Raw genomic sequence first — 22,121 nt, 5'->3', positions numbered from 1 at the left:
GGGGTGGGTTGGCCCGCCCCCAACCGTCGGCCCCGGAGTCTCACCAGGTCCACCGGGCGGCAGGGCCGTCCGGGTCGCGGGCTTGCCACGGCCGCAGCCGTGGATCACCGCCGGTTCGGAATTACACCGAGTCCCGCCAGCGCGTGGTGGGTACTGTGAGAAGTGTGGCACGCCACCCGCCGCGCGTCTTCCCTCGGGGAGCTACCTCACACAGGTGGGCAAGATTCAAGAAAGGCTGCGCCGCCGGTCGACCGCCACGTACGAGCCGGGTTGGCTCTTGGCCACGGATTTCATCTCGGAGGCAACCGCGATCGCGTCCAGCGGGTTGGTCAGGCGCTTGCCGGCGTCGGAGACGGACACCCCGATCGACAGGGTGACCAGGGCGGCCCGCCGGATGTTGCCCCGCCGGTCCTTCAGCTCGACGTAGCCGCGCGCGGCGTCGGACGGGTCGTAGAGCTTGTCGGCAGCGGTCTCGAAGTCGACCACGGCCCGGGAGGTCAGCGGGCGCACCTGGTCGGGGGCGCAGACGATGACGAAGTCGTCACCGCCGACGTGGCCGAGGAAGGCCGGCGGCAGCCCGATCGCCACGACCGCCCGGTGCAGGCTGCGGGCCAGGGCGGAGATGAACTCGTCGCCCCGGACGAAGCCGTACCGGTCGTTGACGCTCTTGAACCGGTCGATGTCGACGTAGCCGACGGCGTAGTCGACGCCGCTGCGGACGCGGTCGCTGATCTCCCGCCGGATCCGGGAGTTGCCGGGCAGGCCGGTCAGCGGGGAGACCTCCCGGAACTCCTTGTTGCGGCGCAGCGTGGAGCTGACGCGGGCGACCAGCTCGGCGGTGTCGAAGGGCTTGACCAGGTAGTCGTCCGCGCCGGCGCTGAGCCCGTGGACCTTGTCCACGGTCATGCCCTTGGCGGTCAGCATGATCACCGGCAGGGCGGAGGTCATCGGGTTGGCGCGCAGCCGCCGGGTCAGCTCCAGCCCGTCGACGCGCGGCATCATCAGGTCGACGACCGCCAGGTCTGGCCGCTGCCGCTCGATCACCTCCAGGGCCTCCTGGCCGTCGCCGGCGTGGATCACCTCGAAGCCGTGCAGCCGCAGGTTGAACTCGACGAACCGGGCGATGTCGGCGTCGTCGTCGACGACGAGGATGAGGTCGGGTCGCTCGTCGGCCGGGTCCACCTCAGGCCCCGGCGGTCGCGCGCTCCGCCAGGCCCCGCAGGCGGCGCACCGCCTCGGCGGGATCCTCGGCGCCGTAGACGGCGGTGCCGGCGACGAACGCGTCCGCGCCCGCGCCGGCGGCCTGCTCGATGGTGTCGGCGGCGATGCCGCCGTCGACCTCGATGCGCAGCTCCAGGTGGCCGGCGTCGACGTGCCGGCGGGCGGCGCGCACCTTGTCCAGCAGCTCGGGGATGAACCGCTGCCCGCCGAAGCCGGCCTTGATCGTCATGATCAGCAGCGTGTCGAAGCTGGGCAGCAGCTCCAGGTAGGGCTCGATCGGGGTGTCCCGGTCGATCGCCAGCCCGGCCTTCGCACCGGCCGCCCGCAGGTCCTTGGCCAGCGACACCGGGTCGTCGCACGCCTCGGCGTGGAAGGTGACGTTGTGCGCCCCGGCGTCGGCGTACCCCGGGGCCCACCGGCGCGGGTCGGTGATCATCAGGTGCACGTCGAACGGCAGCTCGGTCGCGGCGCGCAGGCTCTGCACGACGGGCAGCCCGATGGTCAGGTTGGGCACGAAGTGGTTGTCCATGACGTCCACGTGCAACCAGTCGGCGGCGCCCTCGACGGCGCGGACCTCTTCGGCGAGGCGGGCGAAATCGGCGGCGAGGATGCTGGGCGCGATGATCGGCGGCGGTACGGTCACGAGGTCAGTGTACGAACGCGGCCATCAGCCGCCCGCATCGCGGCACCTTCTCGGACGCGCTGTGACCCAGCCGTGACCGATGGTGCAAGATGAGCCGGTCCGGACGGGCATCCCGGACGAAAAGTCAGCAGCGACTGGCCGATCGAGGCAAACGCGGCAAGACTCCATGCAGGACGGTCACGTAAGCTGCACGCCCGGTGGCGGAAACGCCCCCACGGGCCGTGGCGCCCGACCGTCAGCTCCCGGAAAGGGCGGACGATGCGACGGTGGCTTGTGGCGCTGGCGCTGGCCGGCACGGTGACGATGCTGCTGGGCGGCTGCGCCCGCCCGCACGGGGCGGACGGCGATCTCACCGACGACTGGCCGACGCTGCGGGAACCGCAGATGTTCATCCCGGCCACCGACGCCTGCCTGCCCCGGATCACGGCGGTCGTGCAGGCCGGCACGTACGAGACGGTGGACTGCGCCCGCAGCCACCTGGCCGAGACGATCCACGTCGGCATCTTCACCGACCCCCGCATCGACGCCGGCCCCCGCCCCGAGGCGGGCACCGCCGTCCTGCGCGTCGCCCGCGCCGAGTGCGACCAGCGGGCCCGCGAGGTGCTCGGCGGCGACTGGCACTCGGCCCGGCTGAGCCTCACCATCGCCCTGCCGTCGACCTCCGCCTGGGCGAGCGGCGCTCGCTGGTACCGCTGCGACCTCAGCGAGACCGACAGCATCGACAACACCCGGCCGGTCAACCGCGTCGGCAGCCTGCGCGGCGCGATGGTCGGCGACTCGCCGCTGACCCACCGCTGCTTCGACCCGAAGCTGATCGGCGCGAACCTGAACTACATGGCGCCCGTGTTGTGCACCGAGCCGCACCGCGCCGAGTTCGTCGGGGTCTACACCGAACGCGACATGACCTGGGCCGAGTTCATCCGGTCCAACCAGCAGGTGCACCGCCGCTGCATGGCGTTGATCGCCGAGTTCGCCAAGGTGCCCAACAACAGCGAGCTGCCGTACCGGGCGGGTTCGATCTTCTATCCCCCCTCGCAGCGGGAGTGGGACGAGGGCGACCGCGGGGTGCGGTGTTTCCTGTGGAGCGACGACCGCAAGCTCACCCGGTCGATGCGCGGCGCTGGGCCGAAGGGACTACCCGCGAGCTGAGCGCCGGTGCCGTAAAGTGCCGCTCCGTGGCGCGCCCGGCGACGGAGGCCGGTCTCCGCGACCACCGGCGACGGGGAGGTCGGCTGATGCGGCGAAGGTGGACGGCTCTCGCCGTGTCGGCGGTGGCGGCGCTGGCGCTGGCCGGCTGCGGCACACCCGCCGGGCTGGACGGCGACCTCGCCGACGACTGGCGGGCGATGGCCGCGCCGACGCAGTTCGTGCCCACCGCCGGGGCCTGCCACACCGTCTTCGCCGACGTCGGCTACCTCAGCGGCTACAACCCGGTGGACTGCGCGACGTCGCACCGGGTGGAGACCCTGCACGTCGGCACGCTGACCGGGCCCGCCGCCGAGCTGAGCGCGCCACCCGCCGCCGGCTCGGCCGGGATGCGGGCCGTCCGCGCCGAGTGCGACCGGGAGGTCAACAAGGCCCTCGGGGCCGACTGGCGCGCGGGCCGGCTGTTCCTGTCCCCGGTCTTCCCGTCCCGGGCGGCCTGGTCCGGCGGGGCCCGCTGGTTCCGCTGCGACGTGAGCGAGGTGGCCAGCGTCGACGACCCCAGCGCCGTGCCCCGCACCGGCAGCCTCGTCGGCGCGTTGAAGGGTTCCTCGGCGCTGGCCCACCGCTGCTTCAACCCCAAGATCAAGAAGGACGACGTGCAGGAGATGACGCCCGTCGCCTGCACCAGGAAGCACCGCGTCGAGTTCGTCGGCGTCTACCAGGCCCCCGACATCTCCTTCGCCCAGGTCGACAAGAACCGGATGCGCATCCACAAGGGCTGCCGCACGCTCATCGCCTCGTACGCGAAGGTGCCGAACAACGGCGACCTGGAGTACCGCGCGGGCACCATCTTCTACCACCCCTTCGAGGAGGAGTGGAAGGACGGCAACCGGGGCGTGCAGTGCTTCCTCTGGGTCGACCGCGACCTCACCCGCTCGGTGAAGGGCATCGGCACCAAGGGCCTGCCGGTGCAGTGACCCGCCCGGCGGGCGGCTGACGCGGCGGGGCGGCCCGGGAGGGCCGGCCCGCCGCGGTTTCGGCTCAGCCCCGGCGCAGGACCGCCAGGAACATGGCGTCGGTGCCGTGCCGGTGCGGCCACAACTGCACCGACGGCCCGTCGCCCAGCCCCGGCATGCCGGCCGGCAGCAGCGGCCGGGCGTCGACGAAGTCCGCCGGCACCCCGGCGCGCCGCGCCGCCTCGGTCACCGTCACGTGCGTCTCCACCGTGTGCGGGGAGCACGTCACGTACGCCACCAGGCCGCCCGGCCGGGCGGCCCGCAGCGCCGCCGACAGCAGCTCCCGTTGCAGACGGGTCAGCGGCGGCAGGTCCGACGGCTGCTTGCGCCAGCGGGCCTCCGGGCGGCGGCGCAGCGCGCCCAGGCCGGTGCACGGGGCGTCGACCAGGACCCGGTCGAAGTGCCCCTCCGGCAGCTCCGGATCGACGCCGACGGTGCGCCCGTCGGTGTGCAGCACGGTCACCGGCAGCCCCCGCGTGGCCTGGCCGACCAGCCGGGCCCGGTGCTCGGAGACCTCGACCGCGGTCAGCCGGGCCCCGCGCTGGGCGGCGAGCGCCCCGAGCAGGCCAGACTTGCCGCCCGGCCCGGCGCACAGGTCCAGCCAGTGGGCGTCCGACCCGTCGAGGGGGGCGACCGCAAGGGCGTTGGCCACCAGTTGGGAGCCCTCGTCCTGCACGTGCGCCCGCCCCTCGGCCAGCGCCGGCAGGTCGCCCGGCGCGCCGCCGGAAAGATAGACCGCATACGGCGAGAACGCCCCCGGCGCGCCGCCGACCTCGTCGGCCAGGGCGGCCGGGTCGGCCAGGCCCGGCCGGGCGCACAGGTGCACCGGCGGGCGCTCGTTGTCCTCGATCAGCAGCCGGGTGGTCTCGCCCAGGTCGCCGCCGAGCGCCTCGGCGAAGGACCGCACGATCCACTGCGGATGGCTGTACGCCAGGGCCAGGTGCCCGATCGGGTCGGTCTCGAAAGCCGGGGCGAGCTTCGCCACCCAGGCGTCGGCGTCGCGGCCGGCGACCTCGCGCAGCACGGCGTTGGCGAAGCCGGTCGCCCCGGTGCCGACCGCGCGCACCAGGTCGACGGTCGAGGAGACCGCTGCGTGCGCCGGCACCCGCGTGTGCAGAAGCTGGTAGGCGCCCAGCCGCAGCGCGTCGCGCACCGGCGGATCGATCCGGGCCACGTCGCGGCCGGCGGCGTCGGTGAGGATCGCGTCGAGGGTGCCGATGTGCCGCAGCGTGCCGTAGGTCAGCTCGGTGGCGAAGGCGGCGTCCCGGCCGGTCAGCCGCTCCTGCCGCAGCAACGCCGGCAGCACCAGGTTGGCGTACGCGTCGTCGCGGTGCACCGCCGCGACCGCCTGGTAGGCGACGTGCCGGGGCAGGTCGACGGCGGGCCGCGCCGGCCGCCGCGCGTCCCGGCGGTCGTCGCCCCGACCGGGGCGGGCCGGGCGGTCGCCGTACGCCGGGCGGTCGCCCCGGGGGCCGCCGGGCGACCGGTCGGGGCGGGGGGCGCGCTGCTCGTCGTACCGTCGTTGGGGCCGCTCCACGGGCCCCGTCACGCGAGCTCCTCCCCCGCGGTGACCCGGGCGCCGCGCGCCCAGTCGCTCGCCGGCATGGCCTTCTTGCCCGCGGCCCGCACCTCGCCGAGGGCCACCGGGACGGTGGCCGTCCCGGCCAGCACGCGGGACTTCTCCGCCAGCAGCTCGCCGGGCTTCAGCTCGGGGCCGTCGGGCACCGGGACGACCGGGCCAAGCTTGACCCGCTCGCCCCGGAACGTGGTCCACGGGCCGGGCGCGGGGGTGCACGCGCGGATGCGCCGGTCCACCGCGAAGGCGGGGTCGCCCCAGCGCACCCGGGCGTCGTCGACGGTCAGCTTGGGCGCGAGCGACACCCCGTCGGCCGGCTGCGGCTCGGCGCGGGCGGTGCCCGCCTCGATCGCGTCGAGGACGGCCACCAGCAGCCCGGCCCCCGAGTGGGCGAGCCGCTCCAGCAGGTCGCCGGAGGTGTCGGTGGGGCGGATCTCGTCGGTGACGGTGCCGTAGACCGGGCCGGTGTCCAGCCCCTCCTCCAGCGCGAAGACGCTCGCCCCGGTCAGCTCGTCGCCGTGCAGGACGGCCTGCTGGACGGGGGCCGCGCCCCGCCAGGCGGGCAGCAGCGAGAAGTGCAGGTTGATCCAGCCGTGCCGGGGGATCTCCAGGGCGACCGGGGGCACCAGCGCGCCGTAGGCGACCACCGGGACGCAGTCGGGGGCCAGCTCGCGCAGCCGGTCGAGGAACTCCGGCTCGCGCGGGCGGGCCGGGGTGAGCACCTCGACGCCGCGCTCGTCGGCCCAGGCCCCGACGGGCGAGCGGACCAGGCCCCGGCCCCGGCCGGCGGGGGCGTCGGGGCGGGTGACGACGGCGACGAGGTCGTGGCCGGAGGCCGCGATGGCGTCCAGGGCGGGCAGGGCGACGGCCGGCGTGCCGGCGAAGATCAGGCGCACCGGGTCACCGCCCCAGGCCGAAGGGGCTGCCGGCGTGCGGGTCGAGCTTCACCGTCGGCGGGGCCGCCGCGTCGTACCACTCGGCCTGGCGGATCGCCTTCATCGCCTCCTTGCGGCCGGCCGGGTCCAGCCGGTCGACGAAGAGCACGCCGTCGAGGTGGTCGGTCTCGTGCTGCACGCAGCGGGCCATCAGGCCCGTGCCGACGATCTGGACGGGGTCGCCGTAGCTGTTGTAGCCCTTGGCGACGACGTTCTGCCGGCGCTTGGTGTCGAAGTAGAGCCCGGGGATGGACAGGCAGCCCTCGGGGCCGTCCTGCTCCTCGGCGTCGGGGAACTCCAGCACCGGGTTGACCAGGTGGCCGAGCACGTCGTCGACGTCGAAGGTGAACACCCGCAGGCCCACTCCGAGCTGGGGCGCGGCGAGACCCGCGCCGTTCTGCTCGCGCATCGTGTCGGTGAGGTCGGCGACGAGCCTGCGCAGCTCGGCGTCGAAGTCGACCACCGGATCGGCCGGCGTGCGCAACACCGGATCCCCGAACAGACGGATGGGCTGGACGGTCACGCGGGACGACTCCTTCGGTCGGGCGGGTCAGGGCCGTACCAGTCTACGGACTGCCCGGGGCCTCCCCCGCCCGCGACCGGGACGGGTCAGGCGCCGGGGGCCGGATCGCCGGCGAGCACGGCGTCGCCGGCCAGCAGGCAGTGCGCCGGCAGCGGCAGGGTGATGCCGTGGGCGGCCTCCCAGTCGTACACGGTGCCGGGGCGGACCTGGGCGGTGAAGTAGTCCGCCGCGCTCGTCCCGCCCACCACCGGCTCGTCGACCTCGGCGACCAGCCGGGCGGGGACCAGCGGGAAGCCGCTGCGGATGGCCGCGCTGAGCCGGCGGTGGCCGTCGACGACGAAGAAGTATTCCCCGGTGAAGCCGATGGTCAGGGGCTCCAGCGCCTCGTCGCCGGCGGCGGCGACCTCGTCGACGAAGCCCGAGTCCCACAGCCCGCGCAGGGCGCCGACGTCCTCGGTCGGGTAGACCCGGGTCGGGTCGAGCAGCAGCAGCGGCGGGGCGTCGCGCAGCACGTCCGCGCCGAGCCGCCCCTCGTACACGTCGATGATGTGGCCGATCACCTGCTCCGGGTTGGCCCGGGTGGAGTCGCAGATCAGGTCGTAGTTGCGCAGCCGGGCCTTGTCGACGCCGTAGCGGACGATGAACCGGCCCCGCTCGCTCTCGCTGCGCTCGCGCAGCTTGGCCCGGGCCTCCTCCAGCGAGGTGTAGCTCTCGGCCGGGCCGGAGGGGCGGGCCAGCACCCGGCGGGCCGCCTCGGTCGGCTCGGTGATCATGTGCACCTTGAGCGCGTCGGTGAAGAAGTGCCAGGCGAGCCGGGAGTCCATGACGAGGCTCTCGCCGGAGGCCGCGATGTCCTGCTGGAGCTGGTCGACGTAGCCGTCGACGGCCTGGTCCAGCTCGGCGTGCAGGTTGAGCTGGAGCGCGGTCATCTGCCGCTCCTGCGCCATCTGGCGGTAGAGGTCGCCGACGCTGACCCGGCGCAGCCCCAGCCGCTTGGCGATCTCGACGGACACGGTGCTCTTGCCGCTGCCGAGGTCACCGTTGAAGACGATCGATTGACGAACGGTCACGACTGGTCCACCCCTGATCACCGGCTGACTGACGTCATCGACGTGGCGTCGTACCGACGCGCCGTCGTGCGCCCGGGCATGACGGGCGATGCTATCACGCACCGGCGACCACGGATCGTGACCGCCACTCCGATCCCCTAGAACAGCGAAAGAGGGTCGATCTGGACGCGGACCGGATCGGTGGCCTTACGGAGCGTGCGCGCCCCGGCGGCGGCGTGCAGCGCCTCGGCGAGGGCCGCCGCCCGGGCCCGGGGCACCCGGACCAGCATCCGCTCCTTCTCGCCGTCGGCGGGCACCGGGCCCAGCACCTCGGCCGCCTCGGGCAGCCGGGCCGCGGCCAGCAGGTCGGCCACCGCGTCGGCCTGGCCGGTGACGCTGGCCATCCGCACCGCCGGCGGGAACCCCAGCTCGCGGCGCTCGGCCAGCTCCCGGGCGGCGAACCAGGCGGCGTCCCAGCGCAGCAGCGCCTGCACCGGCGCGAGGGCCCCGTCGGCGACCACCACCACCCGGCCGCCGGCCGCCGCGGGCCGGGCCAGCGCGGCGGCGGCCAGCCAGCGGCGCAGCGCCTCCTCGCCGGCCCGCAGGTCGGCCCGGGTGAGCAGGGCCCACGAGTCGAGCAGCAGCACCGCGCCGTAGCCGCCGTCGGCGACCGGCTCGGCCCCCGGGGTGGCCACCACGAGGCCGGCGCCGCCGGGCACGGCGGTGAGCACCTCCTCCCGGCCGGAGGTGCGCACCGGCACCCCGGGGAAGGCCCGGCCCAGCTCCTCGGCGGTGCGCCGGGCGCCGGTGACGGCCGCGCGCAGCCGCCGGCCGCCGCACTCCGGGCAGGCGTACGCGGCGGCGATGCGGCCACACCAGCGGCAGGCCGGGGCCCCCCGCGCCGACGGCAGGGCGAGCGGGCCGGCGCAGTGCGGGCAGCGGGCCGGGGTGCGGCAGTCCGCGCAGGAGATCGACGGCAGGTAGCCGCGCCGGGGCACCTGGACCAGCACCGGCGCGTCGCCGCCGAGCGCGTCCCGGGCGGCGGCCCAGGCCAGGCTGGGCAGCCGGGCCGTCGCCGCGCCGGGGTCGCGGGCCAGCTGCGGGTCGTCCCCGGTCGGCGCGACGGCGGGGGTACGCGCCCGCACGGTGGCCCGGTCGGCGACCACCTCCCGCGCCCAGCCGGTCTCCACCAGCAGCTGCGCCTCGGCGCTGCGGGCGTACCCGCCGACCAGGGCCGCCGCGTCGGCGAGCCGGGCGCGGGTGAGCAGCACCTCGCGGGCGTGCGGGTAGGGGGCGCGCGGCTCGGCGTGCAGGTCGTCGCCGTCATCGACGATGGCGACCAGGCCGAGCCGGGCCACCGGGGCGAACATCGCCGCGCGGGTGCCGATGACGACCGGCACGTCCCCGCGCCGGGCGGCCAGGAAGGCGCGGTACCGGCGGGCGGGGCCGGCGGCGGCGGAGAGGGCGACGTGCCGCCCGGGGCCGAGGGCGGCGGCCAGCGCCGCGTCGAGGCGGTCGAGGTCCCGGGCGTCGGGCACGACCACCACCGCGCCCCGCCCGCCGGCCACGGTCGCGGCGACCGCCTCGGCGTACCGGGCGGGCCAGTCCTCCCCGGGCAGCGCGGACCAGACCGCCCGGGCGGGCCGGCCCTCGGCCAGCGCGCGCAGGAACGCCGGCCCGGCCGGGTACGCCCGCCAGCCGGCCGCCTCCGGCGGGGCGAGGGGCGCGGGCGGCGCAGGCGGGGCGTGCGGCTCCTTCTCCACCCGGGCGTGCCGGGGCGGCACGGCCAGCCGGAGCACGTCGGCGAGGCTGCCGGCGTACCGGTCGGCGACGGCCCGGGCCAGTTCGGCGATCTCGCCGGCCAGCACCGGCTCCGGAGAGACGAGCCGGTCGAGGTACGCCAGCTTGCCGGTGTGCCCCGAGTCGTCGGCCCGTTCCAGCAGCCAGCCGTCGACGAGCTGGCCGGCGAAGCGCACCTTCACCCGGGTGCCGGGGACCGCGGTGTCGGCCAGCTCGGCGGGAACCAGGTAGTCGAAGGGGCGGTCGAGGTGGGCCAGGGGCACGTCGACGCAGACGCGAGCGACCGGCGACCCGTCGGCGGGTCGCCGGTCGCGGCGCGTGTTGCCGGTCAGGCTCCCGCGGCCGACTTGAGGTCGGCGGCCCGGTCGGTGCTCTCCCAGGTCAGCTCGGGCAGTTCCCGGCCGAAGTGGCCGTACGCCGCGGTCTGCCGGTAGATCGGGCGCAGCAGGTGCAGGTCCCGGATGATGGCGGCCGGGCGGAGGTCGAAGACCTCGTTCACGGCCTTCTCGATCGAGGCGACCGGTACGGTCTCGGTGCCGAACGTCTCGATGAACAGGCTCACCGGGTGCGCCTTGCCGATCGCGTACGCGACCTGCGCCTCGCAGCGCTCGGCGAGGCCGGCGGCCACCACGTTCTTGGCCACCCAGCGCATCGCGTACGCCGCCGAGCGGTCCACCTTGGACGGATCCTTGCCGGAGAACGCGCCGCCGCCGTGCCGGGCGTACCCGCCGTAGGTGTCGACGATGATCTTCCGGCCGGTGAGGCCGGCGTCGCCCATCGGGCCGCCGATCTCGAACCGCCCGGTCGGGTTGACCAGCAGCCGGTAGCCGTCGGTATCCAGGCCGAGGCTCTCCAGCTCCGGCGCGATGACGTGGTCGCGCACGTCCGGGGTGAGCAGCGAGTCCAGCGAGATGTCGGCCGCGTGCTGGCTGGACACGACGACCGTGTTCAGCCGGACCGGGCGCAGCCCCTCGTACTCGATGGTGACCTGGGTCTTGCCGTCCGGCCGCAGGTAGGGGATCGTGCCGTCCTTGCGGACCGCGGTGAGCCGGCGGGCGAGCCGGTGCGCCAGGGCGATCGGCAGCGGCATCAGCTCGGGCGTCTCGGAGCAGGCGAACCCGAACATCATGCCCTGGTCGCCGGCGCCCTGGGCGTCCAGCGCGCTCTCCGACGAGCCGGTGCGCAGCTCCATCGCGTTGTCGACGCCCTGCGCGATGTCCGGGGACTGGGCGCCGATGGAGACGCTGACGCCGCAGGACGCGCCGTCAAAGCCCTTCTTCGACGAGTCGTAGCCGATGTCGAGGATCGTCTCCCGCACGATGGTCGGGATGTCGGCGTACGCCTTGGTGGTCACCTCGCCGGCCACGTGCACCTGGCCGGTGGTGATCAGGGTCTCGACGGCGACGCGGCTGTGCGCGTCCTGAGCCAGCAGTGCGTCGAGAATGCCGTCGCTGATCTGGTCGGCGATCTTGTCCGGGTGGCCTTCCGTGACCGATTCGGACGTGAAGAGGCGGCGTGTCACGGCACTCCTAAGTTATGGAAAAGTCGTTCCGCGGAAGTGTAGTCACCCGGGCTAAACGCGCGCTGGAACGGTCGCTACCCCGTCACTCCTCGGGAAGATGGCCAGCGCGCCACGACGAGGTCCCAGACGCCGTCGGCCAGCTCCTCCTTGGACTGTTCGGCCATCGGGTGCACCGAGCCGTCCGCGCCGATGACGGTCGCCGCGTTGGTCTCGGCGCCGAAGACCTTGTCCGGCCCGACCTCGTTGATGACGATGAGGTCGGCCCGCTTGCGGGCGAGCTTGGCCCGGCCGTTGGCCTCCGCGTCGTTGGTCTCCGCGGCGAACACCACCAGCACCTGCTCCGGTCGGCGTTGCCGGCCCAGCTCGGCGGCGATGTCCGGGTTGGTGACGAGCTCGATCGTAGGTGCCCCGGCGTCTGTTTTCTTCATTTTGGCCGACGTGTAGGTGGCCGGCCGGAAATCCGCGGGCGCGGCGGCCATCACGACGGCGTCCGCGCCGGCCGCCGCACGAAGCGTGGCCGCGCGCAGCTCCTCGGTGGTGCCGACGCGCACCAGGTCCACGCCGGCCGGGTCGGCGAGCGCCACGTTGGCGGCGATGAGGGTGACCCGGGCGCCCCGGGCGACCGCCGACCGGGCGAAGGCGTAGCCCTGCTTGCCGGAGGAGCGGTTGCCGAGGAACCGGACCGGGTCGAGCGGCTCGCGGGTGCCGCCCGCGGTCACCACCACGTGCCGGCCGGCGAGGTCGGCCGGGGCGTGCGGGCCGCGAGCGAGGGTCCGCCGCGCGACGGCGAAGATCTCCGCCGGGTCGGGCAGCCGGCCCTTGCCGGTGTCGACGCCGGTGAGCCGGCCGACGGCGGGCTCGATGACGCGGACGCCCCGGGAGCGCAGCGTGGCGACGTTGGCCACGGTGGCGGGATGCTCCCACATCTCGGTGTGCATCGCCGGGGCGAGCAGCACCGGGCACCGGGCGGTGAGCAGGGTGTTGGTGAGCAGGTCGTCGGCGAGGCCGTGGGCCGCCCTGGCGAGCAGGTCGGCCGTGGCCGGGGCGACCACCACCAGGTCGGCCCGCTGGCCGAGCCGGACGTGTGGGACCTCGTGCACGTCGGCCCAGACGTCGTCGGCGACCGGCTGGCCGGACAGGGCGGCCCAGGTCGGCGCCCCGACGAAGCGGAGCGCCGACGCGGTGGGCACCACGCGGACCCGGTGGCCCGACTCGGTGAAGAGCCGCAGCAGCTCACACGCCTTGTAGGCGGCGATGCCGCCGCCGACCCCGAGGACGATCTCGGCGGACATCGGCGCGGGGCGCGGTTACGGCTGGTCGGTCGGCTCGGCGGTGAGCAGGCCCGCGTTGATCTCGCGCATGGCGATGGAGAGGGGCTTCTCCTGGGGAGTGGTCTCCACGAGCGGGCCGACGTACTCCAGCAGGCCCTCGCCGAGCTGGCTGTAGTAGGCGTTGACCTGGCGGGCGCGCTTGGCAGCGAAGATCACCAGGGCGTACTTCGACGTCGTCTTCTCGAGCAGCTCGTCGATCGGCGGGTTGGTGATGCCCTCGGGGTTGGCGATGGATCCCACGAAATAACCTCTGCGTCTGTCGTCACCGCGCGGACGCGGTTCGTCTGGCCAACCACGCGGACGCGGTTGGTGCGGTCACTCAGCCGCTCCGCCGCGGTCGGGCCGGAGCCAGATGGGAAGAACCGAACAAGCCTACCAGCTCATCCACCGCCCGCTCGGTGCGGTCGTGCGCCACGACGTGCGCGTCGCCGGCCGGGCCGACCGCCTCCGGCCGCCAGCCGGGCGGGGCGAGCAGGACCAGCCGGGCGTCGGGGCGCGCCGCGCGGACGGCGAGCGCGCCGGGCAGGTCGAGCGGGAGCAGCACCGGCCGGCCGGCGGCGAGCCGCTCGGACACCGGCGCGGCCGGGGTGCCGCGGTCGTACGGCCCGATGCGGGCCCACTCCAGCAGCCCGCCCGCGGCGACCAGCCGGTCGAACTCCGCCGGGGCGAGGAAGACCCGGTCGACGCCGTCCACCTCGCCCGCTCGGCGGGGCCGGGTGGTGGCCGGCACCGGGATCCAGACCGACGGAAAACGCGCCCGGAACGGCTCGACGACACTGCCCACCCCGGCCCCGGAGGGACCGGTCAGGACGGTGAGCCGAGCCGCCGGGCGCGCCTCGTCATCCGTGCTCACGGCTCGTTTCTACACGGCGCCGTGCGCGGCCGGCGGCGAACCGCCGGGCTCAGTTGGCGGCGAACTCGCCGAGCAGCGCCTTGCGCTGCTGCTCGCCCAGGCCACGCAGGCGACGGCTGTCGGCGATCTTCAGCTTCTCCATGATCTGGGTCGCCCGGATCTTGCCGATCCCCGGCATCGCCTGCAGGACGGCCGAGACCTTGAGCTTGCCGACGACGTCGTCGCCCTCGGCCCGCTCCAGAACCGCGGCGAGGGTGGTCTTGCCCTGCTTGAGCTGCTCCTTCAGCTCAGCACGGGCCTTGCGGATCTCCGCGGCCTTCTCGAGCGCAGCTGCGCGCTGCTCGGGGGTAAGTGACGGGAGGGGCACCAGTTCTCCTCAGGTCCTTGTCGCGACGGGCGGGACGCCACGCCGCAGATGTGAAACGTGGAGTCGCCGGAAACCAAAGGGGTCCGTGGTTCCCAGCGCGGGGAAAACTAGCGGTCGCGGACGCATTCGGCAACGTGGGCACGCCACGACCACGGCAAAATGACCGAGCCTTCACTCAGTCAGGAGCCGCCGAGGGCCGCCCGGCAGTCGGCCAGGGCCCGCTGTGCGGCGGCCCGCAGGGCGGCCACGTCGGGCCCGGCGTGCAGCACCTCGCGGGAGTACGACGGCAGGACCCACGGCAGGCTCGCGCCGAACACGGTCCGTAGGTCGGCGGCCGTGGCGCCCTGCGCGCCGAGCCCCGGGGCGAGCAGCGGGCCCCGCACCACCGACAGGTCGTGGCCGGTGTCGCCGATGGTCGCCCCGACCACCAGACCGAAGCTGCCCATCGTCTGCGCACCCCGGTTGAGCTGGGCAATCTCGTCGATCACCGCCTGCGCGACGGTGCGCCCGTCGGCGCTGCGGGCGCGCTGCACGGCGGCACCCTCGGGGTTGGAGGTGAGCGCCAGGACGAACACCCCGCCGCCGTGCGTGGCGGCGAGCTCGAACATCGGGGCCAGCGACATTACTCCCAGGTAGGGGCTCGCGGTGACCGCGTCGACATACAGCGGGCTGGATGGATCGAGGTACGCGGAGGCGTACGCGGCGACGGTGGAGCCGATGTCTCCGCGCTTGACGTCCAGCAGAACGAGCGAGCCAGAATCCCGCAACTGTCGGATAGTTGACTCTAGCACCGCCACGCCCCGCGCTCCGAAGCGCTCGAAGAACGCAGACTGGGGCTTGACCACCGCGACCCGGTCGCCTAGGGCCTCCACCACCGTGCGGCAGAACCGCTCCAGACCGTCGACGTCGTCCGTCAGCCCCCAGCGGGTCAGCAGCCCCGGGTGCGGGTCGATGCCCACGCAGAGCGGACCGCGCTGCGCCACCGCCCGGTGCAACCGGTCACCGAAGCTCTCCATCCGCGCCTCTTCCTCTCGACTCCTCCGGGCGTCCGGCGTCCGCCGGCCCGCCATGCCTATCCGATCGCGCTCACGCGGCCACCCGCGAGGGGGCACCGGTCAGCCGGCCGCCGCGGCGGCGGCCATCCCGGCGGCGATCCGGGCCACGTCCGCGTCGTCGGCGACGTACGGCGGCATGGCGTAGACCAGGTCGCGGAACGGCCGCAGCCACACCCCCCGGTCCACCGCCGCGGCCGTCGCCCGCGCCACGTCCACCTCGTGGTCGAGCTGGACCACCCCGATCGCGCCCAGCACCCGCACGTCCGCCACGCCGGGGGCGCCCCGCAGCGGCTCCAGGCCGGCCCGCAGGGCCGCGCCCACCCTCGACACCTCGGCCGCCCAGTCTCCGGCCCGCAGCAGGCCGATGGAGGCGTTCGCGACCGCACAGGCGAGCGGGTTGGCCATGAACGTGGGCCCGTGCGCGAGCACCCCGTCGCGGGAGATGCCCGCCGCCACCTCCGCCGTGCACAGCGCGGCGGCCAGCGTCAGGTAGCCGCCGGTGAGCGCCTTGCCGACACAGAGGACGTCGGGGCTCACCCCGGCGTGCTCGGCGGCGAACATCGTGCCGGTGCGGCCGAAGCCGGTGGCGATCTCGTCGAAGACCAGCAGCACCCCGTGGGCGCGGGTCACCTCGCGCAGCACCCGCAGGTAGTGCGGGTGGTGGAAGCGCATCCCGCCCGCGCCCTGGACCACCGGCTCCACGACCACGGCGGCCAGCTCGTGCGCGTGCCGCGCCACCGCGTCGACCAGCGCCGCGCAGTACGCCGGGTCGGGCGGGGTGTCGAAGCCGGCCGGCGGCACGGGCGCGAAGACCTGCCGGGGCAGCACGTCGCCCCACAGGTGGTGCATGCCGCCCTCGGGATCGCAGACGCTCATCGGGTGGAACGTGTCGCCGTGGTAGCCGCCCCGCCAGGTGCCCAGCCGCCGGCGCTCCGGCCGCCCGAGCGCCCGCTGGTACTGCAGGCACATCTTTACCGCCACCTCGACGCTCACCGAGCCCGAGTCGCACAGGAAGACCCGCTCCAGCCCCTCCGGGGCCAGCTCGACCAGCGTCTGCGCCAGGCGCACGGCCGGCTCGTGGGTGAGCCCGCCGAACATCACGTGGCTCATCCGGCCGAGCTGGTCGACCACCGCCGCGTCCAGCACCGGGTGCCGGTAGCCGTGGATCGCCGCCCACCACGACGACATCCCGTCCACCAGCTCCCGCCCGTCGGCCAGCCGCAGCCGCACCCCCCGCGCGCCCGCCACCACGTACGGGGGCGTCGCGGGGGGCAGCGGCGCGTACGGGTGCCACACGTGCTCCCGGTCGGCGGCGAGGATCTCCTCCGGCGTCACCCGCGCCCCCTCCGGCCCCCGGCGGGACCCGCTGTGGCCGGCTCCCCGGTCACGACCGGCCGCCCGACGGCACGGGCGCGGGCGTCGGCCGGCCGGCCCGGACGGCGGCGCGGACGAGGGCGGGGCCCCGGTAGATGAAGCCGGTGTAGAGCTGCACCAGGGCCGCCCCGGCGTCGAACATGCGCGCGGCGTCGTCGGGGTCGACGATGCCGCCCACCCCGATCACCGGCAGCCGCCCGCCGGTCTCCCGGTGGACGAAGGAGACCACCGCGCGGGCACGCGCGGCCAGCGGACGCCCCGACAGGCCGCCCGCCTGCCCGCCGCGCTCCCGGTCGGCGGGGGCGAGCCCGTCGCGGGCCAGGGTGGTGTTGGTGGCGATCAGCCCGGCCGCCCCCCGGTCGAGGCAGACCTCCAGCAGCTCGGCGATCGCCGGCTCGGTCAGGTCCGGGGCGATCTTCACCAGCACCGGCTTCTCCCCTGCCAGGGCTGTCAGCAGCGCGTCCAGGTGGGCGCGGTCCTGCAGCGAGCGCAGGCCCGGGGTGTTGGGCGAGGAGACGTTGACGGCGAAGTAGTCGCCGTGGTCGCGCAGCGCCCGGTAGGAGGCGAGGTAGTCCTCCACGGCCTCGTCCAGCGGGGTCACCTTGGACTTGCCGAGCGAGATCCCCAGGGGCGCGCCGACCGGGCGGGGCAACGCCGCCAGCCGGTCCGCCAGGGCCCGCGCCCCGGCGTTGTTGAACCCCATTCGGTTGACCACGGCCTCGCTGTCGCGCAGCCGGAACAGCCGGGGCCGGGGATTGCCCGGCTGGGCGTGCGCGGTGACCGTGCCGACCTCGACGAAGCCGAAGCCCAGCGCCGGCCACGCCGGCAGCGCCGCGCCGTCCTTGTCCATCCCGGCGGCCAGCCCCACCGGGTTCGGGAAGTCCACCCCGAACACCGTCCGGGGCGCCCGCACGGCGTAGCGGGCCCGCAGCGCGGCGAGCGCCACCGGCGACCGCGACACGGCGGCCAGCCGGCGCAGCGTCCACTCGTGGGCGGCCTCGGCGTCGCCGCCGCCGAGGCGGAACAGGCCGGGCCGCACCACCCGCTCGAAGATCACCGGACGCCCCCGGGTCCGTCGGCGATCACTCGCCCGCCCGCAGGGTGGCGTGCAGGTCCTGGAGGGGACGCACGGTCATGTCGCCGCGGATACGGGCCTCGATGCCCATCACCGCCGCCGCCGCGCCGGGCACCGTGGTGATGCACGGGATGTCGGCCGTCACGGCCGCGCTGCGGATCTCGTAGCCGTCGGAGCGGGCGCTCGCCCCGGAGCCCTGCGGCGTGTTCACCACCAGCGCCACGTCCCCGGCGAGGATCATCGACACCGCGTCGGCGCCCGCCCCGGCCTCGTAGTGCTTGCGGATCTGCTCGCAGGCGATGCCGTGCCGGCGCAGCACCTCCGCCGTGCCGGCGGTCGCCACGATCTCGAAGCCCAGGTCGGCCAGGCGCTTGATCGGGAAGATCATGCCGCGCTTGTCCCGGTTGGCCACCGAGACGAAGATCCGGCCGGACGTCGGCAGCGATCCGTACGCGGCGGACTGGCTCTTGGCGAAGGCGTGCCCGAACTTGGTGTCGATGCCCATCACCTCGCCGGTGGACTTCATCTCCGGGCCCAGCAGCGAGTCCACGCCCTTGCCGGCCGGGGTGCGGAACCGCTTGAACGGCAGCACCGCCTCCTTCACCGCGATCGGCGCGTCGGCCGGCATCGTGCCGCCGTCACCCGTCGGCGGGAGCAGCCCCTCGGCGCGCAGCTCGGCGATCGTCGCGCCGAGCGCGATCCGGGCCGCCGCCTTGGCCAGCGGCACCGCCGTCGCCTTCGACACGAACGGCACCGTCCGCGACGCGCGGGGGTTGGCCTCCAGCACGTACAGCACGTCGTCCTTGAGGGCGTACTGGACGTTGAGCAGGCCGCGCACCCCCACGCCCCGGGCGATGGCCTCGGTGTAGCGGCGCACCTGCGCCAGGTGCGAGCCGGCCAGCGTCATCGGCGGCAGCACGCAGGACGAGTCGCCGGAGTGGATGCCGGCCTCCTCGATGTGCTCCATCACCCCGCCGAGGTAGACCTCGCCGTCGGCGTCGCAGAGGGCGTCCACGTCGATCTCGATGGCGTCGTCGAGGAACCGGTCCACCAGCACCGGGTGGTCCGGGGAGATGTCGGTGGCCCGCCCGATGTAGTCGCGCAGCGTCGGGTCGTCGTAGACGATCTCCATGCCCCGCCCGCCGAGCACGTACGAGGGGCGCACCAGCACCGGATAGCCGATCTCGGCGGCGATCGCCTTCGCCTCCTCGTAGGAGGTGGCCATGCCGTGCGCCGGGGCGCGCAGCCCGGCCCGGGCCAGCACCGCGCCGAACGCGCCGCGCTCCTCGGCCAGGTGGATCGACTCCGGGGAGGTGCCGACGATCGGCACGCCCGCGTTCTTCAGCCGCTGCGCCAGGCCCAGCGGGGTCTGCCCGCCGAGCTGCACAACCACCCCGACCACGCCCGGCCCGCCGGCAGCCCTGCCGGACGAGTCCTCGGCGTGCCAGACCTCCAGGACGTCCTCGAAGGTCAGCGGCTCGAAGTAGAGCCGGTCGGCGGTGTCGTAGTCCGTCGACACGGTCTCCGGGTTGCAGTTGACCATGACGGTCTCGTAGCCGCCAGCGCCACCACCGGCAGTGTCGTGGCCGCCACCGCCGGCGGCCGGGCCGACGGGCGCGGCGCGCAGCGCCTGGACGGCGTGCACGCACGAGTAGTCGAACTCGATGCCCTGGCCGATCCGGTTCGGCCCCGAGCCCAGGATGATCACCTTGGGCCGGGCCGACGGCGCGACCTCGGTCTCCGAGTCGTACGTCGAGTAGTGGTAGGGCGTGGTCGCCTCGAACTCGGCGGCGCAGGTGTCCACGGTCTTGTAGACGGGGCGGACGCCGAGCCGGTGGCGCAGGGTGCGTACCCCGTCCTCGGCGGCCAGCTCGGGGCGCAGCGCGGCGAGCTGCCGGTCGGACAGGCCGGCCCGCTTGGCGTGGCGCAGCAGGTCCGCGTCGAGCACCGGGGCGGCGACGATCTCCGCGCGCAGCTCCACCAGGGCGGCGATCTGGTCCAGGAACCACGGATCCATCCCGCCGGACGCGGCGGAGACCTCCGCGACCGACGCGCCGAGCCGCAGCGCCCGCTCGACGGTGTAGAGCCGGCCGTCGTGCGGCGTGCCCAGCGCGGCGAGCGTGTTCTCCTTCGTCGCGCCCTCCGGGTCGGGGACGGTCCAGAACCCGGCGGACTTGGTTTCCATCGAGCGCATCGCCTTGTTCAGCGCCTCGGTGAAGTTGCGCCCGAGGCTCATCGCCTCGCCCACCGACTTCATGGTGGTGGTCAGCTCCGGGTCCGCGCCGGGGAACTTCTCGAACGCGAACCGGGGGATCTTCACCACCACGTAGTCCAGGGTCGGCTCGAACGCCGCCGGGGTCTTCAACGTGATGTCGTTGGGGATCTCGTCGAGGGTGTAGCCGATGGCCAGCTTCGCCGCGATCTTCGCGATCGGGAAGCCGGTCGCCTTCGACGCCAGGGCCGACGAGCGCGACACCCGGGGGTTCATCTCGATCACCACGATCCGGCCGTCGGCCGGGTTCACCGCGAACTGGATGTTGCAGCCGCCGGTGTCCACCCCGACCTCGCGCAGCACCGCGATGCCGAGGTCGCGCAGCCGCTGGTACTCCCGGTCGGTCAGCGTCATCGCCGGGGCCACCGTCACGCTGTCGCCGGTGTGCACGCCCATCGGGTCGACGTTCTCGATCGAGCAGACGACCACCACGTTGTCGTGACGGTCGCGCATCAGTTCGAGCTCGTACTCCTTCCAGCCGAGCACGCTCTCCTCGATGAGCACCTCGTGCACCGGGCTGGCGGCCAGGCCCGCGCCGGCGATGCGCTCCAGGTCCTCGTCGGTGTGCGCCATGCCGGAGCCGAGGCCGCCCATGGTGAACGACGGCCGGATGACCACCGGCAGGCCCAGCTCGGCGACCGTCTCGCGGACCTCGGCCATCGAGTGGCAGACCCGCGACCGCGGCACCAGCGAGGCCGGGTCGTCCCACCCCAGGCGTACGCCGGCCTTGGCGACGATGTCCTTGAACAGCTGCCGGTCCTCGCCCCGGTTGATGGCCTCGATGTTCGCGCCGATCAGCTCGACGCCGTACTTGTCCAAAACGCCCGCCGAGTGCAGGGCGACCGCCGTGTTCAGCGCGGTCTGCCCGCCGAGGGTGGGCAGCAGCGCGTCGGGGCGCTCCTTGGCGATGACCAGCTCGACGAACTCCGGGGTGATCGGCTCGACGTACGTGGCGTCGGCGAACTCCGGGTCGGTCATGATCGTCGCCGGGTTGGAGTTGACCAGGCTGACCCGGATCCCCTCGCTGCGCAGCACCCGGCACGCCTGGGTGCCGGAGTAGTCGAACTCGCAGGCCTGCCCGATGACGATCGGCCCCGAGCCGATCACCATGATGTGCTTGAGATCGGTCCGCTTAGGCATGCGCGCGCCCCTCGCTGTGGGTCCGGCCCTCGCTGGGCCGCTGGTCGGGGGCACGGCCCTCGATCAGCTCGGCGAAGCGGTCGAACAGGTAGTCCGCGTCGTGCGGGCCGGCCGCCGCCTCCGGGTGGTACTGAACGGTGAAGGCGGGCACGTCGAGCGCCCGCAGCCCCTCGACCACGTTGTCGTTGAGGCAGACGTGCGACACCTCGACGCCGCCGAACTCGGTGTCGATCACCTGGTCGGGCACGACCGCGCCGGCCTGCGCGCCCGGCGCCTGCACGGCGCTCCGCCCCTGTTCGCGGCCCGGCCAGGCGACCGCGAAGCCGTGGTTGTGGCTGGTCACCTCGACCTTGCCGGTGGCCCGGTCGAGCACCGGCTGGTTGATGCCCCGGTGGCCGTAGCCGAGCTTGTAGGTGCCGAAGCCCAGCGCCCGGCCGAGGATCTGGCTGCCGAAGCAGATGCCGAACAGCGGGATCCGCCGGGTCAGCACCTCCCGGGCCAGCCCCACCGGGCCGTCGGCGGTCGCCGGGTCGCCCGGGCCGGGCGAGAAGAAGACGGCGTCCGCGCCGGTGGCGAGCAGGTCGTCGATGCTCGACCCGGCGGGCAGCACGTGGGTGGTGACGCCGCGCGCGGCGAGCCGGCGCGGCACGTTGCGCTTGATGCCCAGGTCCAGGGCGGCCACCGTGAACCGGTGCGTGCCCTCGGCCGCGACGACGTACGGCTGCGCGGTGCTCACCTCGGCGGAGAGGTCCGCGCCGACCATCTGCGGCGACTGGCGGACCCGGGCCAGCAGGGCGCGCGGGTCGTCGTCGACGCTGGAGATGCCGACCCGCATCGCGCCGCGCTCACGCAGGTGCCGGGTCAGCGCCCGGGTGTCCACGCCGCTGATGCCGACCACGCCCTCGGCGGCGAGCCGGTCGGCCAGCGCGCCGGTGGACCGCCAGTTCGAGGCGACCCGGGCCGGGTCGCGCACCACGTAGCCGGCGACCCAGATCCGGGCGGACTCGTCGTCCTCGGCGTTGACGCCGGTGTTGCCGATGTGCGGGGCGGTCTGCACCACCACCTGCCGGTGGTAGGACGGGTCGGTCAGGGTCTCCTGGTAGCCGGTCATGCCGGTGTTGAAGACCGCCTCGCCGAACGTCTCGCCGACGCTGCCGTACGCCTCGCCGTGGAACGTGCGCCCGTCCTCCAGCACCAGGATCGCGCTCCTGCGCTTCTCCATA

At 74.6% G+C, this 22,121-nt stretch carries 19 protein-coding genes; 2 read left to right on the top strand and 17 right to left on the bottom strand.

Going from position 1 to position 22,121, the window contains the following annotated elements:
* Window positions 1–225 precede the first annotated feature (225 nt).
* Window positions 226–1,182 (bottom strand): response regulator, encoded by a 957-nt coding sequence (locus ACFYWL_RS26755; protein WP_386977993.1) that lies wholly within the window; start codon window positions 1,180–1,182, stop codon window positions 226–228.
* 1 nt (window position 1,183) lies between these two features.
* A complete protein-coding gene (gene rpe, locus ACFYWL_RS26750; protein WP_386977990.1) occupies window positions 1,184–1,864 on the bottom strand; it encodes a ribulose-phosphate 3-epimerase in 681 nt (226 codons plus the stop codon).
* A gap of 258 nt (window positions 1,865–2,122) precedes the next feature.
* Here rpe and ACFYWL_RS26745 point away from each other — a divergent pair, with 258 nt between their 5' ends.
* Window positions 2,123–3,013 (top strand): septum formation family protein, encoded by an 891-nt coding sequence (locus ACFYWL_RS26745; protein ID WP_386977987.1) that lies wholly within the window; start codon window positions 2,123–2,125, stop codon window positions 3,011–3,013.
* Between the two features lie 86 nt (window positions 3,014–3,099).
* Window positions 3,100–3,987 carry a septum formation family protein gene (locus ACFYWL_RS26740; protein ID WP_386977984.1) on the top strand — a complete coding sequence of 296 codons (888 nt, stop codon included), beginning with the start codon at window positions 3,100–3,102 and terminating at the stop codon, window positions 3,985–3,987.
* A gap of 64 nt (window positions 3,988–4,051) precedes the next feature.
* Here the strand turns inward: ACFYWL_RS26740 and ACFYWL_RS26735 are convergent, their stop codons facing one another.
* From ACFYWL_RS26735 to carA, 15 genes are all read right to left on the bottom strand, one after another.
* Window positions 4,052–5,563 (bottom strand): RsmB/NOP family class I SAM-dependent RNA methyltransferase, encoded by a 1,512-nt coding sequence (locus ACFYWL_RS26735; protein WP_386978127.1) that lies wholly within the window; start codon window positions 5,561–5,563, stop codon window positions 4,052–4,054.
* Between the two features lie 8 nt (window positions 5,564–5,571).
* Window positions 5,572–6,498, bottom strand: coding sequence for a methionyl-tRNA formyltransferase (fmt, locus tag ACFYWL_RS26730; protein WP_386977981.1), 927 nt, complete (start codon window positions 6,496–6,498; stop codon window positions 5,572–5,574).
* 4 nt (window positions 6,499–6,502) lie between these two features.
* Window positions 6,503–7,060, bottom strand: coding sequence for a peptide deformylase (gene def / locus ACFYWL_RS26725; RefSeq protein WP_386977978.1), 558 nt, complete (start codon window positions 7,058–7,060; stop codon window positions 6,503–6,505).
* An 86-nt stretch (window positions 7,061–7,146) separates the two neighbouring features.
* The gene (locus tag ACFYWL_RS26720; protein WP_386977975.1) at window positions 7,147–8,130 is read right to left on the bottom strand and encodes an AAA family ATPase; all 984 of its coding nucleotides are present in this window, start codon (window positions 8,128–8,130) and stop codon (window positions 7,147–7,149) included.
* 137 nt (window positions 8,131–8,267) lie between these two features.
* A complete protein-coding gene (locus ACFYWL_RS26715; RefSeq protein WP_386978124.1) occupies window positions 8,268–10,241 on the bottom strand; it encodes a primosomal protein N' in 1,974 nt (657 codons plus the stop codon).
* Window positions 10,238–11,431: a methionine adenosyltransferase gene (gene metK / locus ACFYWL_RS26710; protein ID WP_386977972.1), complete on the bottom strand. Its 1,194-nt coding sequence runs from the start codon at window positions 11,429–11,431 to the stop codon at window positions 10,238–10,240. The genes ACFYWL_RS26715 and metK overlap by 4 nt, the downstream gene beginning before the upstream one ends.
* 74 nt (window positions 11,432–11,505) lie before the next feature.
* Window positions 11,506–12,723, bottom strand: coding sequence for a bifunctional phosphopantothenoylcysteine decarboxylase/phosphopantothenate--cysteine ligase CoaBC (gene coaBC / locus ACFYWL_RS26705; RefSeq protein ID WP_386977969.1), 1,218 nt, complete (start codon window positions 12,721–12,723; stop codon window positions 11,506–11,508).
* A 15-nt stretch (window positions 12,724–12,738) separates the two neighbouring features.
* A complete protein-coding gene (gene rpoZ / locus ACFYWL_RS26700; protein WP_007075826.1) occupies window positions 12,739–13,002 on the bottom strand; it encodes a DNA-directed RNA polymerase subunit omega in 264 nt (87 codons plus the stop codon).
* Window positions 13,003–13,081: 79 nt separating this feature from the next.
* Window positions 13,082–13,615: a guanylate kinase gene (locus tag ACFYWL_RS26695; protein WP_386977965.1), complete on the bottom strand. Its 534-nt coding sequence runs from the start codon at window positions 13,613–13,615 to the stop codon at window positions 13,082–13,084.
* Between the two features lie 49 nt (window positions 13,616–13,664).
* Entirely contained in the window at window positions 13,665–13,982 is a 318-nt protein-coding gene (mihF, locus tag ACFYWL_RS26690) for an integration host factor, actinobacterial type (protein WP_007075824.1), read from the bottom strand.
* Window positions 13,983–14,161: 179 nt separating this feature from the next.
* Complete coding sequence (gene pyrF / locus ACFYWL_RS26685; protein WP_386977962.1) at window positions 14,162–14,998, bottom strand: orotidine-5'-phosphate decarboxylase; 837 nt, start codon at window positions 14,996–14,998, stop codon at window positions 14,162–14,164.
* A 99-nt stretch (window positions 14,999–15,097) separates the two neighbouring features.
* The gene (locus ACFYWL_RS26680; protein ID WP_386977959.1) at window positions 15,098–16,372 is read right to left on the bottom strand and encodes an adenosylmethionine--8-amino-7-oxononanoate transaminase; all 1,275 of its coding nucleotides are present in this window, start codon (window positions 16,370–16,372) and stop codon (window positions 15,098–15,100) included.
* Between the two features lie 49 nt (window positions 16,373–16,421).
* Window positions 16,422–17,468 carry a quinone-dependent dihydroorotate dehydrogenase gene (locus tag ACFYWL_RS26675; protein WP_386977957.1) on the bottom strand — a complete coding sequence of 349 codons (1,047 nt, stop codon included), beginning with the start codon at window positions 17,466–17,468 and terminating at the stop codon, window positions 16,422–16,424.
* Between the two features lie 25 nt (window positions 17,469–17,493).
* A complete protein-coding gene (gene carB / locus ACFYWL_RS26670) occupies window positions 17,494–20,898 on the bottom strand; it encodes a carbamoyl-phosphate synthase large subunit (RefSeq protein WP_386977954.1) in 3,405 nt (1,134 codons plus the stop codon).
* Window positions 20,891–22,120 (bottom strand): glutamine-hydrolyzing carbamoyl-phosphate synthase small subunit, encoded by a 1,230-nt coding sequence (carA, locus tag ACFYWL_RS26665; RefSeq protein ID WP_386977950.1) that lies wholly within the window; start codon window positions 22,118–22,120, stop codon window positions 20,891–20,893. The genes carB and carA overlap by 8 nt, the downstream gene beginning before the upstream one ends.
* Window position 22,121 lies beyond the last annotated feature (1 nt).

This window comes from Micromonospora sp. NPDC002575, from assembly GCF_042889525.1.
Taxonomy (GTDB): Bacteria; Actinomycetota; Actinomycetes; order Mycobacteriales; family Micromonosporaceae; genus Micromonospora; species Micromonospora carbonacea.
Note: the sequence above shows the minus strand (reverse complement) of the source record. Positions and strands in the feature narration are given on the sequence as shown.

Bases quoted from the DNA above. Each gene is read 5' to 3' on its own strand.
- ACFYWL_RS26745 (WP_386977987.1), top strand. From the start codon at position 2,123: ATGCGACGGTGGCTTGTGGCGCTGGCGCTGGCCGGCACGGTGACGATG.
- ACFYWL_RS26740 (WP_386977984.1), top strand. From the start codon at position 3,100: ATGCGGCGAAGGTGGACGGCTCTCGCCGTGTCGGCGGTGGCGGCGCTG.
- coaBC (WP_386977969.1), bottom strand. From the start codon at position 12,723: ATGTCCGCCGAGATCGTCCTCGGGGTCGGCGGCGGCATCGCCGCCTAC.
- pyrF (WP_386977962.1), bottom strand. From the start codon at position 14,998: ATGGAGAGCTTCGGTGACCGGTTGCACCGGGCGGTGGCGCAGCGCGGT.
- carB (WP_386977954.1), bottom strand. From the start codon at position 20,898: ATGCCTAAGCGGACCGATCTCAAGCACATCATGGTGATCGGCTCGGGG.
- carA (WP_386977950.1), bottom strand. From the start codon at position 22,120: ATGGAGAAGCGCAGGAGCGCGATCCTGGTGCTGGAGGACGGGCGCACG.